We start from the raw sequence: 16,401 nt of genomic DNA, 5'->3' as shown, positions 1-16,401 counted from the left end.
CGGTATATGCCGCCCGGGAAACAGTGGGAAATTTCTTCGGCGCTCAGCCGGAAAATGTGATCTTCACCAGCAACTGCACCCATGCGCTGAACCTTGCGATTCAGGGCGTTGCCCGGCGGGGCGGTCATTTTATCATCAGCGATCTGGAGCATAATTCTGTGGCAAGACCGGTGGAGGCGCTTGCCCGGGCAGGGAAGATCACCTACAGCGTTGCACATGTGTATCCGGAGGATGCCCGGACGGTGGAATCCTTCCGGAGCCTTATTACGCCACGCACCCAGGCTATGGTATTCACTCTTGCCAGTAACGTGACCGGACAGGTGCTGCCCTGGCGTGCCCTGGCAAAGCTGTGCCGGGAGCGGGGGATCTGCTGCATCGGAGACGGCGCCCAGGTCTGCGGCATTCTGCCGGTTACGCTGGAGGATGGATTCCATATTCTCTGTACCGCCGGGCATAAGGGCTTGTACGGAGCGCCTGGCACGGGGCTGCTGATGACCGACGGGAGTGTCAAGATCCGTCCTCTGATGCAGGGGGGCACCGGCAGCACCTCTCTGGATCTGTCCCAACCGGATTTTCTGCCGGATGCGTTGGAAAGCGGTACGGTCAATACCATCGGGGCAGCGTCCATGCGGGCAGGCATCCGCTTTTTGCAGCGGCTGGGTCTGGAACGGATTCATGCTTATGAAAGCGGACTGTGCCGACGGCTTCAGGCGGGACTTGAGAGGATTCCCGGTGCGGTGATCTATCGGGATCCGGCAGCATCCTATGTGCCTCTGCTGTCCTTCAATCTTGCACAGCGACAGCCGGAGCAGGTGGCAGAGTTGCTGAGCATGCAGGGCTATTGTCTTCGTGCCGGGTACCACTGTGCTGCCCTTGCCCATACCAGTCTGGGCACCCGGGATGGTACGGTGCGGTTTGCGCCCTCCGTGTTCAATCGGGAATCCGAAGTGGATGGATTGGTAGAACAACTGAAAAAAATCGCAGGAAACTGAAATACAGTTCTTGAAATGCGAGGGCCGTTGTGCTATAATATAAAATAGGTAATACCGTACAGATCTTGTGGGATATACGTTCATACGCGCGCAAAGGAGGGGCGACCCTCCTACATAATCGAAGGGAGTGAGACTGGATGTTTGCAAGCATGTACGATTCTATAAAGGATGCGTTGAATTCTGCATGGAACGTGCTTTTGTCCATCACTCCAATTGATATTGTGGATATGGTTCTGCTGACCTATCTGGTTTATCTGTTTATCAAACTGATGCGGGAAACCAGAGCCGGTCAGCTGATCAAGGGGATTATCCTGTTTATCATTGCATACCTGATCAGCAAGAACATAGGGCTGAAGGCAATCACCTATATCATCGACAGGATGCTGGATATCGGCTTGGTGGCACTGATCGTCATGTTCCAGCCGGAGCTGCGGCGGGCACTGGAGAAGGTGGGCAGAACCCAACTGGGTGTCCGGTTGTTCGGTCTGGGTGAAACCGTGGATGAGGTAACTTCCAAATGGAGCCACGCCATCAACGCCATTTGTGACTCCTGTGCGGAGCTTTCCTCCACCTGCACCGGTGCCTTGATCGTCATCGAGCGCCAGACCAAGCTGGGTGAGCAGATTGATACGGGTACCGTTATGCATGCGGCTCCCAGCAAGGAGTTGTTCGGAAACATCTTCTACCCAAAGACCCCCCTGCACGATGGCGCAGTTATTATGCGGGACGGAGAGATCCTGGCGGCGGCATGCTTCCTGCCCAAGCCCTCCAAGGAGGAGCTGATCAACAAAAAGCTCGGCTCCCGGCACCGGGCTGCCATTGGTATGAGCGAGGTCTCCGATGCCATTGTCGTGGTGGTTTCCGAGGAAACTGGTCAGATCTCCGTTGCGGAGAATGGTGTGCTGGTGCGGGATTATACCAAGGACAAGCTGAAGCAGCATTTGATGGAGCAGATTTTGCCCAATCCCTCTGATAGCTGGAGCCGCAAGCCCCGGAAGAATCCCTTCCGCAGGGAGAAGCTCGCAAAAGGAGGCGATGGGAAATGAATGTATTTCGTTCTCTGAAAAGGAAGATCAGCTGGCTGATCCGGAATGAATTCCGGTCATTGGTGTATTCAGCGGTCATTGCGATTTTCGCCTGGTTTCTGATTTCTGTGACCATTTATCCCACCACCCCCAAGACTATCCGGGACATTCCCTTGACCATTTCTCTGGCAGATACGGCGGCGGAGGAAAATGGACTGAGCATCATTACCGAGGATCTGGATCAGGTGAAGGTGGATGTGACCATTACCGGGAGCCGATCCCAGATCGGCAGCTTTACGGCGGAAAACCTGGTGGCTGAGGCGGTGATTCCGCAGAGCATCACGGAGGCCGGAGAGTACACCTTGTCCATTCTGGTGACCAATCCGGAAGGTGTGGCGTTTACGGTGGATTCCCAGAGTCCCAAAACCATTGACGTAACCTTTGACCGGATCCAGACTGTGCACGATATCCCAGTGCAGGCGAGTCTGCCAAATGTGACGGCGGCGGAAAATCTGACGCTGGATACCCAGGGAATAGAGTGCACACCGGAAAAGCTGAGCATTACCGGGCCGGCAACCACGCTGGAATTGATTGACCATGCGGTGGTCAATGTGCCGGATACCATGGAACTGAGCAGTACCTACACCTTTACCAACTGTACAAATGTGATGCTTTACGACAAAGACGGTGCGGAGATCGACCAGAGCGCATTGCAGCTTGCCATTGGCAACGGTTTTAATGTAAAGGTGCCGGTGTTCACCAAGGTGACGCTGCCCTTGGATGTGAGTCTGACCTATGTGCCTACCGGTTTTGATACGGAGTTCCTGCGGAATCGGCTGAAATTCAGCATGGATGAGATCACATTGGCAGCGCAGAACAGCAACATTAAGGATCTGACCAGCTGGAACCTGGGTTCCATTGTTTTAAGCACCGTTGATCTCCATTATCAGAAAACCTTTGAAATTGATACCCGCGGACAGTTCAATAACTTGTCCGGCATCACCACAGTGCAGGTTGCGCTGGATACAGAAGGGCTTGCAAGTAAGACCATCCGGGTAACAGATATTCCGGTGGTGAATGCGCCCTCCTCCTACAAGTACAGCGTAGTGACCAGGAGTCTGAATGTCACAGTGATCGGCCCGGAGGAGGATATCAAGGATCTGACGGAAAAGGACCTGCTGGTGACGGCGGATCTGACCGGCTATACCGTGAAGGATGCGTCCTTTGAGCATGAAGTAACGGTGACTGTGCCGGATTACAGCAAGGTTTGGGCATCCGGATCCTACACAGTCTGGATCGATGCAGAACGCAATAATGCAGAATAAGCATAGTGAAGCAAAAGAGGATACCAAACGGTATCCTCTTTTTTTGTATCCCATCGCTGCATGAAAAAAGAAGGGCATCACCAAAGTGATGCCCTTGCTGTTATGGGGTTTGTCCCAGATCGGATTCTTCAATCAGGTGCGCCAGGTAACGGGAAATTGCGGTGATATCACCGGAGTCAATGCTGTTGTCCCGAACGCAGTCTGCATTGGCAAGACCCTGCTCGGTGGGAGGATTCGGGATGGAGGTGTCCTGTGCTACATACCGGGAAAGCAGCACGATGTCGTTGATCTCGATCACGCCGTTGCAGTCCACATCCCCGTACTTGGTAACCTCGATCGGGCCGGGTGCTTTCATTGTTGTGGTGGTCGTAGTCATAGGCGTCTCAGTCGTTGTTTCGGTGGTAGTCGTTGTTGTCGTTGTTGTCGTTGTAGTGGTCGTTGTGGTTGTTGTGGTAGTTGTTGTCGTTGTAGTAGTCTCGCCGCCGGGAGTCAAAGTGAAGGGCTTTACGCCTTCGATGGAAGTAACGGTGGAGCCGGTCTTGTAAATAGAATACAGACCTGCTGCTGCGCCGCTGAGTGCTGCATTGTAGTCGCAGGCAACCTCATTTGCCTGATAATCCTTGACGGAGTCCACATAAGAACCGCCCTGATCCGTGGGACCGCCTACAAGAGCGCCTATCAGCACGTGACCGTTGGGGCACACACCGCCGCTGTTGTTGAACTCATCCCAGCTAGTAAGTCCGGAAGCGGCTCTATGGTGAGGATACTTGGCGGAATTGTCCGTAAAGCCAACCACAAAGCACTTGTTTGCCGGATTCTGCCCCAGAATATAGGTCATCTGATACTTGCACCATGCGGAGTAGTCTGCACTGGAGTTTTTGGTTGCAGCCAGAGCACACTGCTGCAGTGCGGTATTGTAACGGCAGGATCCCCAGGCGTTCTGGAAGAAGTAAGAGTTGGAAGAAGAATTAACCTTGCCGTCAATGTAGGAGTTTACCATGGACCAGTCGCCGGTAATGTGGGCCTTGACGATGTGTGCGCCCAGGGACACATTGTTCCAGCAGTGTACCCAGCCAATATATTGAGGAATATTCTGGTTCATGATGTTCTGATAGGTGCTGTCCTTGGTAGCCAGGTACAGCCAGCCTGCTGCCCATGCCACATCATCCTTATAGTCGTCAGAGCCATAGAAGCCGTTGGGGCCGTCTGTTGCAACGGAGTTTACCCGGGTTGCATAGTTCAGCAGAGCCTTTGCGTACTTCAGATCCTCCTCATTGCCAAAGTTGATGTAGTTGATTGCCAATGCCGCAGCATATTCCGCTGCAATGTCACTTGCGGTAGAACTGGTCCAGTATTCCTTCTGAACGCCCTGCTGCTGTTCCTGTGCCTCCGGTGTGTTCCAGTAGCTGTGATCCACATTGCCGTCTCCCAGCTGATAGCAGAAGCTGGATACGGAATCACCACTGAGCTTTGTGCTGTTCTTGAAGAAGGCTGCAAAGTAATCTGCGATGGTTCTGTAGTGCTCCGTCAGTCCCAGACTGTCATAGGAGTCCTTGAACTCGTAGTACCCCCAGCCAAGAGTGGAAGCGGTGTAGCCCTGGGGCAATCCGAAGATGGCGTGGTCACCTGCGTCGTGGAAACCACCGTCTACGCTGTCGCTGGTATGGCAGTTGCCACGCCAGGTCATACCGGATTTCTCGGCTACCTGGGAACCGCACATATTGGCATCATAGAAATACATGGAGTATTGCAGGAGCTTTGCGTAGTTGTCGGTATCACCGGCGGATGCGGTCATAGCGGGCATTGAGGCGAGAGGAGCGGCAATGGCGGATACGGCCATGGCTGCACTCAATGCAGTTGTTTTTAATTTGCGATGCAGCTTGGATTTTGCGTGCATATTCAATCATTCCCTTCTGATTATACAACATGAAAAGCTGTAATATACAAATCTATTATACATGATGCTATTCGTTCATAAATGAACGAACAACATATACAATTTGAACTTTCTATGAATTATACGGTGAATATAGATAGAGTGTACAAATAAACTAAAAAGAATTTGTTCAAAGCAAACAAAGAGCGATGCAGAAGCATCGCTCTTTCAACAGTGATTCGTGAGATGATGTTATGCCTGCGGACCAAGCTCAGAAGCGTCGATCAGATGAGCCAGGTAACGTGCGATAGCGGTGATGTCACCGGAATCGATGGTACCGTCATAGTAACAGTCTGCATTTAGCAAGCCATCGGCGGAAGGTGCTTTCGCAGTAGCATCCTGTGCAACATAACGGGACAGAAGAACCACATCGTTGATCTCAACCTTGCCGTTGCAGTCCACATCGCCGTACAAGGAGGCAATCGGTGCCGGTTCGGTGGTGGTTGTGGTAGTCGTGGTAGTCGTTGTGGCGGTTGTAGTGGTAGTTGTGGTTACCTCCGGCTCGCTGTAGTAGTAAACATCTACAGAATCCAGAGTAATGGTGTCCGCATCGTTTCCATACCAGAAGCCCAGCATGGTATTGCCGTACTCTACGTTTACATTGTTCTTGACGGTAGGCGTGAGAATCCACATGATCTCGATGTTCTTGCCTGCATCCTGAATGACGAAGTTGTTGCCCTGGTACCACATGGTTTCGTCCAGCGTTTCATCTACGGAAATGCCGAAAGCGCCTACAAATTTGCCGATATCCGTGCCGGCGGAAACGGTGAACTTGATTGCCTGGATGGTATCATTGTTGGTCAGATCTAGATCTGCCAGGTCAATATGTGCTGCATTGGTGGTATCGTCCCCGGCGGTCAACTTGACATTCGGCTTTGCGGTTGCAGTGCCGGTATAGGGAACGGTTACAGTCTGGGTGTAGGTGCAGGTGGCGCCGGTCAGCTTGATGCTTTCGTTGTCGCCATACCAGTACTGGATGGAAACGGCATCATTTCCGGCTGTGGTGGCGTTTTCCCGGACGGTTTCGGGCATCTCCCAGGTTACTTCCTGGTACTTTCCAACACTGTCCAGGGTAGTGCCTCTGCCAATTTCAAAGCCATAGTCGGTTTCATCCTCCGGGCCGTGGTCGTTGTACCAGAAGCCTTCCTTGCCATTGATGTACTCTGTATCTGCCGGAGACTGGGCTGCTACATTCATGCCGCCGCCGTACATAACAGTACCCATATCTGAATCAGACTCCAGAATAAAGGTGAAGGATTCCAGGGTCAAATCGGAAAGGTCACTGATGCCAAAGTCTTTGTATGTGATCTTATGGCTGTTGAGGGGGTCGCCTTCCTTGTATGTAGATTCACCGGTTTCAGCATCCAGATAGTAGTCTTCATCATAGCCCTGGGTCAGGGTGATATCCAGATCTTCCACAGAAGCGGTCAGCGTGGATGAGATGGTAGCCGTGCCGTCCTTGTTGTCCACAAAGGAACAGGTACCGCTTTTTCTTGCGGTGGATTCCGGCTTGGTAGGATCCGTTGTAGAACTGCCGCTGGTGTTGCCGGTTACGGAGATCAGCTTTACGGAACCGGTGGTGGCGGAATTACCACAGTAGTACATGCCGATATTGGTGGTTGCAGTGGTATTGACGTAGGGCTGAACCTCCTTCGGGATCTCATACACTACGGTAAAGGTGGAGGAGGTGAAGGATTGCTTGAAGGATTCGCCTTGGTACCAGTACTCCGGAGAATAATCCTTGGTAACGCCGATGCCCAGACCGCCGGAGAAGGAACCGGAGGAAATCGGTGCTTCAAACACACAGGTAATGGAGGTGAGTGTTTCACCGGAGCCGCACAGAGAGGCTGTGTTTACGGTGTAGGTGTTGTCACCCTCCTTACAGGTGTAGCTTTTGTTGACGGAAATGGTTTTGTCAGCGGCATATACATTGCTGAATGCTAGCATGGTGGGGGTTGCTAATGTGCCGGTCAGCATGGCTGCACTGATGGCAACTGCCCGGATTTTGTTGTGTAGACTGTGGTTCATGATAAACGCTCCCTTTCTTTTATCTGGATTCCCTGTGGATCCATGTATTGCAGAGCTCATCAGAGCTTCAAGCATTATCATTATAGCACACAAATATGAATAAATTATGAAAATCTGTGATAATCTCAAGAATAATTTAAAAAATCGCATTAAAAATATACAACATGTACAATGTAACTGGAAATCAACAACGCATAAAATAAAAACAGCCGGATCCGAAGATCCGGCTGTAAGGAGACTTTTATTTTTCGCAGTTGGTGATGGCACCCACCGGGCATGCTTCATAGCAGACACCGCAGCCGGTGCATTTTGCATAGTCAATGCTGGCGTGAAAGTCTGTGACGGTGATGGCACCGCTGATGCATTTCTTCTCGCAGATCTTGCAGCCGATGCAGCCGTTCTTGCAGTGCAGCTTGGTGAGCTTTCCGTTTTCGCCGGAGGAGCAGCGCACATCGATGTGTTTGGTTACTGGTCGTATGGAGATCAGGTGCTGGGGACAGACCTTGACGCACTTGCCGCAGGCACCGCACCGGGCAGCTTCAATATGGGCGATGCCTTCTTTGATGGAGATGGCGTCGTTGTCGCATACATGCACGCAGTCCCCATAGCCCAGACAGCCAAAGCTGCATGCGCCGGTTCCGCTATAGAACCGCTTGGCAGCCTGGCAACTGGGGATGCCGTTGAAGTCGAACTTTTTCTGGGTGGCATTGCAATTGCCGTTACAGTGGAGCACTGCCACCTCCGGCACCATTTCCTCTGCCTCGGTGCCCATGATGCCGCTGACCTGTGCGGCGGTTGCCATGCCTCCGGGTTTGCACAGGTTGGTGGCAGCACCCTGTTCCACGATGGCGGTGGCATAATCCCCACAGCCCGCAAAGCCGCATGCACCACAGTTTGCCTGGGGCAGAACCTCTGAGATCTTTTCGATCCGTTCGTCCACCTTGACCTCGAACACCTTGCTTGCAACCGTAAGCAGCACCCCTGCCAGCAGCCCAAGCACCGCAAAGATCAGGATGGGAAGGACATATGTTTCAAAAGACATAATGACTCACATGACCTGTCGGTCATTCTCCTTTCTGATTATTTGAGCATGCCGGAAAACGCCATGAAGCTGAGAGATACGATGGACGCAGCGATCAGCGTGCTGGGGATGCCCTTGAAGGTTTCCGGAATATCCGCATGCTCCAGCTTGCTGCGGACGCCGGAAAACAGGATCAGTGCCAGGGTAAAGCCTGCGCCTACAAATACGGCGTTGACGGTGGATTCCAGGAAGCTGTACCCGTTGTCAATGTTCAGCAGAGTGACGCCCAGCACGGCGCAGTTGGTAGTGATCAGAGGCAGGGATACCCCCAGCGCCCGGTACAGCGGGGGCATCATTTTTTTCAGCACGATCTCTACCAGCTGTACAAACAGGGCGATGATAAGAATAAATGCAATGGTTTTCAGATAGGTCAGGTTGAATGGCTCCAGCAGCAGGTGATATACTGCAAAGGTGCAGGCGTTGGCACATGCCATAACGAAGATGACCGCTGCTCCCATGCCAAGACTGGAGGAGAGCTTTTTGGAAACCCCCAGGAAGGGACAGATGCCCATGAATTTGGAAAGCACGAAGTTGTCGGTGAATACCGCAGCGAACATAATGGAAAGCAGACTCATTCTTCACACCCTCCCTTCGCACTGCAGCTTGCCGCATTGGGGCAGCCGGCACAGCCGATCNNNGGGGCAGCCGGCACAGCCGATCTTCTGCGGCGGCTTTTTCTTCGTGAGCTTGCTGACCACAGCGATCACACAGCCCAGTACAAAGAATCCGCCGGCAGGCATAATGAAAATGCTCATGGGCTGAACGTCCACGGGGATCTGGAATCCCAGCCAGGAGCCGGTACCCAGGATCTCCCGGATGGAACCCATGGTGAACAGGGAACAGGTGAAGCCCAGTCCCATGCCCAAACCATCCAGAACGGAGGGCAGTACCTTGTTTTTGCAGGCGAACATTTCCGCTCTGCCCAGGATGATGCAGTTGACGGTGATCAGGGACAGGAAGGTGCCCAGGGCGCTGTGAAGATCCGGCACGAAGCCGTGCATCAGAAAATCGATGAGGGTCACGAATCCGGCAATGATGACGATATAGCAGGGGAGCTTGACGGATTTGGGGATCACGTTCCGCAGCAGGGAGATTACCAGATTGGATCCCACCAGTACAAAGGTGGTGGCAAGTCCCATGCCCAGACCGTTGACCGCCTGGGTGGTGACCGCTAGGGTGGGGCACATGCCCAGCAGTCCCACCAGGGTGGGGTTCTCCTTGAGCAGACCCTTTGTAAATTCCTTCAGATTACCCATGATTGAGGATCGCCTCCTTGTTTGCAGTATAGGTATCCATGGCAATGGTCACAGCGTGCTTCATACCATTGGAGGAGTAGGTGGCACCGGTGACAGGCGTCATGGTAAAGTCAGAGGAGCTGATGCCCATAAACTGACGCAGGAAGCTGTCGTCCTGCACCTTGGTGCCAAGACCCGGGGTTTCCCCGATGCTGACAAAACTGATGCCAGCCAGCTTGCCCTCCGGATCAATGCCGATGAGCAGCTGCAATCCGTCGGTGGAGTAGCCGTCCACAGTAATCTCGAAAATGACCTCGTTTTTGGCGCTGCGGATCACCTGGGTGACTCCATCGTAGTGCAGATCCTCCAGAGGGGTATACTGTCCCTCCCCGAACAGGGCTTCCAGGCTGGTGTTCAGCTTGTCCTGCTGTGCCTGGGCGATCTTATCCTTGGTGGCAGCATTGGCAAGCACCAGCAGACCGCTGATGATGACGCAGATCAGGGTCAGCACCAGAGGCGGCATGATTTTTTCACGCATGGCTCTTTCCCTCCTTTGCCGGCTTGACCGCACCCAAGGGATGGGTCATGGTGAAGCGGTCTATGTAAGGGGTCAGAATATTCATCAGCAGGATGGAGAAGGACACGCCCTCTGGATAGCCGCCGAACTGGCGGATCAGGAAGGTCATAACCCCGCAGCCGATGCCGAATACCAGCTTACCCTTCCAGGTGATGGGGGTGGTCACATAATCCGTTGCCATAAAGAAGGCACCCAGCAGCAGACCGCCGGAGAGAAGCTGGTATATCACGTCATTTCCGGCAATCAGATTCAGCAGGGCAACCGTACCGATGAAGGCAAGGGGCGTGGAGGGGGAGATGATCCGGCGGATCATCAGATACACGCCGCCAATGATCAGCGCAATGGCACAGGTTTCCCCGATGCAGCCGCCGGTATTGCCCAGCAGCAGATCCCGGTAGGAGGCAGTGCCGGTCACCAAGGGTGTGGCACCGGTGATTACGTCAGAATCGGACTTCCAGTACCGGGGGATCACCCAGGTGGTCATATTGGAGGTGAAGGACAGCATCAGCACGATCCGTGCCACAATGGCGGGATTGGCAAAATTCTGTCCCAGACCGCCGAACAGCTGCTTGACAATGACGATGGCAACAAAGCAGCCGATGAGTGCCTGCCAGGCGGGAATGGTTACCGGCAGATTCAGCGCCAGCAGCATGCCAGTCACGGCTGCACTCAGGTCGGAGATGGTCTGACTGCGCTTCATGAGGATCCGGCACCAGCCTTCCATGGCAACGGAGCCGATGGTGCAGAGCAGAACCAGGTAAATGGCACGCAGTCCGAAATAATAGCCTCCGGCGATGACGGCGGGCAGCAGGGACACCAGTACGCAGAGCATGATGCGCTGTGTGGTGATGGGGTGCTTCTGATGGGGCGAGGGAGCAACAAGCAGTGTATTCACGGTATCAGTCCTTTCCTGTTATTTTTTTCGGGGCAGCAGCGCCTTTGCCAGCTGGTTGGTTTCTGCAAGATGCCGACCGGCGGGACAGACGTAGGTGCAGCTGCCGCAGTTCATGCACAGGGACAGCTTCAGCTTTTGCAGGGCTGCCACATCCCGGGTGCGGTATGCCTTTTCCAGCTCGGTGGGCATCAGCCGCATGGGACAAGCGTGCATGCATCTGCCGCAGCGGATACATGCGGTTTCCGGATTCTCCTGGTAATGCTCCAGCGCCAGAATGGCGTTGTTGGGCTTGCCGATGGGGGTATCCGCTGTATACAGGCACATGCCCATCATGGGGCCGCCGCCGATGAGCATCCGTACCTTATCCATATCGCATTGGGCGTAGGCAAGCACGTCAGCAACCGATGTACCGATGGGCACGATCAGATTGCAGGGCTTTTTCACCGTATCTCCGTCCACGGTGAGCCGCCGTTCCACCAAGGGCATGCCGGTCTGGGCATACCGCCACAGGAAGGCAACGGTGGACACGTTCAGCACGATGACTCCTGTATCAGAGGGCAGCTGCCCCTCTTTGACGATCCTGCCGGTGGTGTTGTAGATCATAACCTTTTCTGCTCCCTGGGGATATGTGGTGGGCAGGGGAGCAATCTCAATCTCCGGATACTTGTCCGCAAGCTCCACCAGAACCTTTACTGCCTGGGGCTTGTTGTTTTCGATGCCAATTTTGGCTTTGGGGATCTGCAGCTGCTCCATGATGAGCTTGATGCCGTTGATGATCTCCTCCGGCCCCTCCACCATCTGCCGGTAGTCAGAGGTGATGTAGGGTTCACATTCCGCTCCGTTGATGACCAGGGTGTCAATGGGTGTTTTCGGATTCAGCTTGATGTGGGTGGGGAAGCCTGCGCCGCCCAGCCCCACTGCGCCGCTTTCCCGGATCGCTTTCACAAAGCCGGCCCGGTCGGAGAATACAGGTGGCTTCACCTCCGGGGAAGGCTTCACCTCCGGGGAAACGGTCTGTTTGCCGTCCGGTTCGATCTCTACTGCCTTGCAGGTACTGCCGTTGGCGGACAGAATCTCTGTAATGGCTGTGACGGTGCCGGATACACTGGCATGCACCGGGACAGAGAAGGGAGCTTCTGTATCCCCGATCTTTTGCCCCACCTGTACAAGATCCCCCACTTTGACGAGAGGAGTACAGGGGGCACCCATGTTCATCAGCATGGGGATCCGCACCTTTGCCGGCAGCGGCAGCTGTACACAGGCAATGTGCTCGGTTCCCTTGTTATGCGCAAGATGAACGCCGTTGAGTCTTTTCATGGTAACCTCCAGTTCCGGGCAGCATGCCGCCCGTATTATTTTCCGGAGGAGCCGAAGCCCTTCCGTTGAAGCCTTGCAATGCGTCGGAACGCCGGGAGCATTGCCTGAAAGCAAAGTCCCGTGCCGGTGCCGGCGATCCAGCCGGCAAGCAGCAGCACCGGCAGCTGAAACCCCGGCGCAGGGGTCTGCAGCAGTAGCATGGCTGCCAGCAGCTGCCCTAGGTTGTGACTGATTGCGCCGGATATGCTCATTAGCAGGGTGGAGCAGTGCAGCAACCGCAGCAGCAGGAGCATAACGCAAAGGGACACGATGCCCCCGGACAGGGACATGATCCCGGCGGTCACGCCCCGGTTGAGAAAGACAAAACCGGATTTGAGTACAGTCAGAAGCCATGCAGAGGGTGCATCCAGAAACAGGAGCACATACATTACAACGATGCTGGACAATCCGGGTTTTACCCCAAGGGGCAGGGGCAGAGGCAGCAGGGTCTCCAGAAAGGAAATGCCGCATGCCAGAGCCAGCAGCAGCCCCATGGTGGTCAGGTATCTTGTGTTTTTCATAGCGTTATATGACAACGTCCGGGGGGGCATCCTCCGAACTGGTCAGCTGGATCATAAGTTTTTTTGGCAGGCACACAATGGTCTGGTTGGGACGGGAGATCCATCCGGTGTGGACGCATTGCCTGCCGGGACAGTCATTTTCCGTGATCCGGATGCCCTGGTCACTGATTTCAAAGACGACTCCTTCTGCCTGGGGCAGGGTAAAGGTGCCCTTGGGGGCGGAGGATAGGTCATATCGGGCAATGCAGGTGTTGTCCACCGTGATCCCGGCAGTCACATGCTCCCTGCTGCCGGTCTGGAACAGCAGCCACAGCAGGATGCCCGCCGCCGCCAGGGATAAGAGAATGATGGCGTCCCGTTGGTTCAGCAGCTTTTGTTCCATCATGCACCTGCCTTTTGGAACTGTAATCCATCGCTGCAATAGATCTTCCCGGCAGCGTCCACTGCCAGCACTTGATAATCCGCTGCATGCAGATGGGGTTCCAGATGCTCACTGCCCTCCAGAAAGAGCAGCGTGGATAGAAAATCGGATTTCAGTCCATTGTCGGTGAATACGGTTACGCTGGTCAGATCCGCTTCGGTGGGACGGCCAGTGGTCAGGTCAAGAATGTGGCAGTAGCGCACGCCATCCGCCTCAAAAAAGCGTTCGTATCCGCCGGAGGTGGACAGGGAGCATGCAGGGGTGGTGACTGTGCCAAGGATGCCTGTTCCGTTGGGATCCTGGATCTGTACGGTGAAATCTTCGCCTCCCGGCTTGCTGCCGTACAGCAGTACCGAGGAGCGCAGGGAAAGGATGCCCCAGGCGATCCCCGCATCCTGCCACTGTTGGGCGATCTGATCCAGAGCATAGCCCTTGGCAACCGCACCCAGATCTAGCTGCATGTCCGCCGGCAGCGTGATGCCGCTGCGATCCAGCCGGATCCGGTCATCTCCCAGGGTTTCCAGGGCGGCAAGCCGGTCTGCATCCGTTGGTACCCGGGGATGCTCCGAGGTGATGCCCCACAGCCGGGACAGGGCGCCGCTGGACAACTGCACCCCGGTGCCGAATCGATCCTCCAGCAGGATGGTCTGGGAGATCACATCCCGGAGGTCTGCATCCTGGCTGGTGCCGGATGCATTGAGGGCAGCCAGTGCGCCCTGGTCGGCGTAGCAGTTCAGCTGTTGGCTCAACGCCTCCAGGCTTTTGCGGGTAGCATTTGCATCCGACTCCGGCAGGGTGAGGGTCACTACAGTATCCATTGTGTAGAATGTGTCCTGCCACATGGGCTGATTACCGCAGCCGGTGAGCCATACCCCGGCGGCACAAAGCCAGACTGCCGGAGCCTTTTTCAGAAAAAAGCGAAAATTCTCTTTTATTTTCATACAAAACGTGGTATACTATTTGGGTGCCGATGCATCCGGTTCCGGATCGTTCCGGGTTTTGCTGATGCTGTCCTCGCTGATCTTAATCAGGTTCAGCAGGGAGGCAGAGTATTCGGAATAATCCTGGGACAGGGTAGCGGTGGTCACATACAGAGTCTCCGTGTCAGTCACACAGTCGTGCTCCCCGATGGGGATGCCGGAGGAGGCTGCCTTGATGTCCGCCTCGTTCATGGAAATAATGGCGTTGGCGCTGTCATTGGCAATGACCTTGGGGATCTTGAACAGTTTCTGGTCGTTCTTGGGGTTTGCGTTATACACGATCCGGAACAGCTTGTACACGGACAGCATCAGATAGGAGGATACCTCCTTGATGAGGGTAATGCTGTTTGCCTTCTGGGCAAGGGAGAACAGCAGACTGATGGAATTGTTGATGATGCGCCGGTTGAAGGTGATGACCTCCGGGCTGGGCATTACATTGTTTCCGTCATCGTCCGGAATGTCGTCAATGGTGATGATTTTGCCTTCTGGCTCCGGAGTGCGCCCCAGCAGGTAGTCGCAGGATACATTATAATAGTCAGCAATTTTCACCAGGAATCCAAGACCGCATTCCCGGATTCCCTTTTCGTAATGGGACAGCAGAGCCTGGGAAATGCCCAGGTCAGAAGCCGCCTGTTTCTGACTGATCTTGCGTTCCTTTCGCTGGAGTGTGATAATGCGTGAGAAATCAGAGTTCATGTGTTCTTGACGGGCAGATCCGCTTGAAAGATCCGCCGTCCGCTCCTTTCACAATGGAATGGGGAGCGGCTCCGTGCTGGTTCATGACACGGCAGATCGCCGCTCCGTTCTCAATATAAATGCAGTACTTTTTTATTATATAACATCTAGTATAATTTGTAAATACCGCAAGGAATAAAAAAATGCACCAAAGTTGCGGGCATATTTTGTCGCTTTTTTGAGCATGCCGAAAAAACTCGCGATTTTTCGTGCAATAAGCACAATAAAGAGATCGAAAAAGGAAGGAAGATGCAAATGAAAGGCTATCGGATCAGTCTGATCCGCCACGGACAGACCATTGCCAACGAAAGGGGCATTTACATCGGCAGAACGGATTACCCTCTGTCAGAAAAGGGACGCAGCGAACTTGCTGCCAAGCTGGATGAGTTTGAATATCCCAAGGTACAGAGAGTATATTCCAGTCCCCTGCGCCGATGTATGGAAACGGCGGAGATCCTGTTTCCATACCGGGAGCTGCTGACCGTGTCGGATCTGCAGGAAATGGATTTCGGTGACTTTGAGGGGAAGGATGTTTCCACCCTGATCGACCGGGAGGACTATAAGCAGTGGCTCAAGGGTGGACTGAAGGCACGGCCTCCCAAGGGAGAAAGCATGGAGGAGCTGTGCGTGCGTACTTACAAGGCACTGCATGAGGTGATTATGGATATGATGAATGAGGGCATCACCCACAGTGCGGTGGTGACCCATGCGGGCATCATCACCAACATGCTTTCCTGCTTCGGGCTTCCCAAGATGGATCGCCGGGAGATCGTCTGTGCACCTGGCGAGGGCTTTGAGATCATGGTCACTGCTAAGATGTGGCAGCAGTCCCAGGCCTTTGAGATCCTTGGGCTGACTCCCTACACCAAGGACGAGGAGGATCCCTTTACCGAGTAGGAATGCCGCCTTCGGATACATAGCTGCTGCCGCAAGGCAAATCCGGCAGCCGGGAGGGTCACATGAAGCTGAGGGAACTGGAGGAACGGACAGGACAGGCTCTGCATGGCTGCCGGGGAGAGAGTACAGTGGTGCTGATCCTGCCCTTGCTGGGGTGGGGCATCCTGCTGCTGTTTGAGCTTCTGGGAAGGCATTTCTGCCTGGTGCAGGGGATGCCGGGTCTTGTCCCCTGGATCACAGGACTGCGGTGTCTGGTAGGCGCACTGGGCTCCGTTCCGTTTTGCAGCGGAGCTGCCTGGTGGTTCATGCAGGCTGCCGCCGGGGAGGGGAACAGCCTTTCGGACTACTGCACATTGCTGCGCAGTCCGGCACTGCATATACGGGCAGCAAGATTGTA

General features: G+C 54.4%; 17 protein-coding genes. 5 read left to right on the top strand and 12 right to left on the bottom strand.

Translation table 11 applies throughout. From position 1 onward, the window contains the following. The 3 genes from QVO51_RS01925 to QVO51_RS01915 form a co-directional block, all read left to right on the top strand. A partial coding sequence (locus QVO51_RS01925; RefSeq protein ID WP_288167748.1) for an aminotransferase class V-fold PLP-dependent enzyme occupies positions 1-992 on the top strand: 992 nt, incomplete at its 5' end. A gap of 149 nt (positions 993-1,141) precedes the next feature. Further along, positions 1,142-2,038: a diadenylate cyclase CdaA gene (gene cdaA, locus QVO51_RS01920; protein WP_041326682.1), complete on the top strand. Its 897-nt coding sequence runs from the start codon at positions 1,142-1,144 to the stop codon at positions 2,036-2,038. Continuing rightward, positions 2,035-3,342 (top strand): CdaR family protein, encoded by a 1,308-nt coding sequence (locus QVO51_RS01915; protein WP_022357009.1) that lies wholly within the window; start codon positions 2,035-2,037, stop codon positions 3,340-3,342. Before cdaA ends, QVO51_RS01915 begins: the two co-directional genes overlap by 4 nt. Positions 3,343-3,442: 100 nt before the next feature. Here the strand turns inward: QVO51_RS01915 and QVO51_RS01910 are convergent, their stop codons facing one another. From QVO51_RS01910 to QVO51_RS01855, 12 genes are all read right to left on the bottom strand, one after another. After that, complete coding sequence (locus tag QVO51_RS01910; protein ID WP_022357008.1) at positions 3,443-5,239, bottom strand: glycoside hydrolase family 9 protein; 1,797 nt, start codon at positions 5,237-5,239, stop codon at positions 3,443-3,445. A 231-nt stretch (positions 5,240-5,470) separates the two neighbouring features. After that, positions 5,471-7,306, bottom strand: coding sequence for a DUF5620 domain-containing protein (locus tag QVO51_RS01905; RefSeq protein WP_022357007.1), 1,836 nt, complete (start codon positions 7,304-7,306; stop codon positions 5,471-5,473). A 241-nt stretch (positions 7,307-7,547) separates the two neighbouring features. Further along, positions 7,548-8,348 (bottom strand): RnfABCDGE type electron transport complex subunit B, encoded by an 801-nt coding sequence (locus QVO51_RS01900; protein WP_022357006.1) that lies wholly within the window; start codon positions 8,346-8,348, stop codon positions 7,548-7,550. Between the two features lie 38 nt (positions 8,349-8,386). Then, complete coding sequence (locus tag QVO51_RS01895) at positions 8,387-8,962, bottom strand: electron transport complex protein RnfA (RefSeq protein WP_022357005.1); 576 nt, start codon at positions 8,960-8,962, stop codon at positions 8,387-8,389. Positions 8,963-8,965: 3 nt separating this feature from the next. Beyond that, on the bottom strand, positions 8,966-9,643 hold the full coding sequence (rsxE, locus tag QVO51_RS01890) for an electron transport complex subunit RsxE (protein WP_022357004.1): 678 nt from the start codon (positions 9,641-9,643) through the stop codon (positions 8,966-8,968). After that, positions 9,636-10,160 (bottom strand): FMN-binding protein, encoded by a 525-nt coding sequence (locus QVO51_RS01885; protein WP_022357003.1) that lies wholly within the window; start codon positions 10,158-10,160, stop codon positions 9,636-9,638. Before QVO51_RS01885 ends, rsxE begins: the two co-directional genes overlap by 8 nt. Continuing rightward, entirely contained in the window at positions 10,153-11,094 is a 942-nt protein-coding gene (locus tag QVO51_RS01880; protein WP_022357002.1) for an RnfABCDGE type electron transport complex subunit D, read from the bottom strand. The genes QVO51_RS01885 and QVO51_RS01880 overlap by 8 nt, the downstream gene beginning before the upstream one ends. 18 nt (positions 11,095-11,112) lie before the next feature. Beyond that, the gene (rsxC, locus tag QVO51_RS01875) at positions 11,113-12,411 is read right to left on the bottom strand and encodes an electron transport complex subunit RsxC (protein WP_022357001.1); all 1,299 of its coding nucleotides are present in this window, start codon (positions 12,409-12,411) and stop codon (positions 11,113-11,115) included. Positions 12,412-12,446: 35 nt separating this feature from the next. Beyond that, the gene (locus QVO51_RS01870) at positions 12,447-12,971 is read right to left on the bottom strand and encodes a Gx transporter family protein (protein WP_022357000.1); all 525 of its coding nucleotides are present in this window, start codon (positions 12,969-12,971) and stop codon (positions 12,447-12,449) included. Positions 12,972-12,975: 4 nt separating this feature from the next. Further along, positions 12,976-13,356 (bottom strand): NusG domain II-containing protein, encoded by a 381-nt coding sequence (locus QVO51_RS01865; protein ID WP_022356999.1) that lies wholly within the window; start codon positions 13,354-13,356, stop codon positions 12,976-12,978. Further along, a complete protein-coding gene (locus QVO51_RS01860; protein WP_022356998.1) occupies positions 13,353-14,333 on the bottom strand; it encodes an FAD:protein FMN transferase in 981 nt (326 codons plus the stop codon). Before QVO51_RS01860 ends, QVO51_RS01865 begins: the two co-directional genes overlap by 4 nt. Positions 14,334-14,348: 15 nt before the next feature. Next, a complete protein-coding gene (locus QVO51_RS01855; protein WP_015558471.1) occupies positions 14,349-15,068 on the bottom strand; it encodes a helix-turn-helix domain-containing protein in 720 nt (239 codons plus the stop codon). Between the two features lie 294 nt (positions 15,069-15,362). Here QVO51_RS01855 and QVO51_RS01850 point away from each other — a divergent pair, with 294 nt between their 5' ends. Both QVO51_RS01850 and QVO51_RS01845 read left to right on the top strand, forming a co-directional pair. Then, positions 15,363-16,004, top strand: a complete 642-nt coding sequence (locus tag QVO51_RS01850; RefSeq protein ID WP_022356997.1) for a histidine phosphatase family protein — start codon at positions 15,363-15,365, stop codon at positions 16,002-16,004. A 62-nt stretch (positions 16,005-16,066) separates the two neighbouring features. Continuing rightward, on the top strand, positions 16,067-16,401 hold a 335-nt coding region (locus tag QVO51_RS01845), incomplete at its 3' end, for a hypothetical protein (RefSeq protein WP_288167743.1).

The organism is Ruminococcus sp. CAG:379 (assembly GCF_000434255.1).
GTDB lineage: Bacteria > Bacillota > Clostridia > Oscillospirales > Ruminococcaceae > Ruminococcus_F > Ruminococcus_F champanellensis.
The sequence above is the reverse complement of the archived record's forward strand: the minus strand, read 5'-3'. Positions and strand labels throughout refer to the sequence as shown.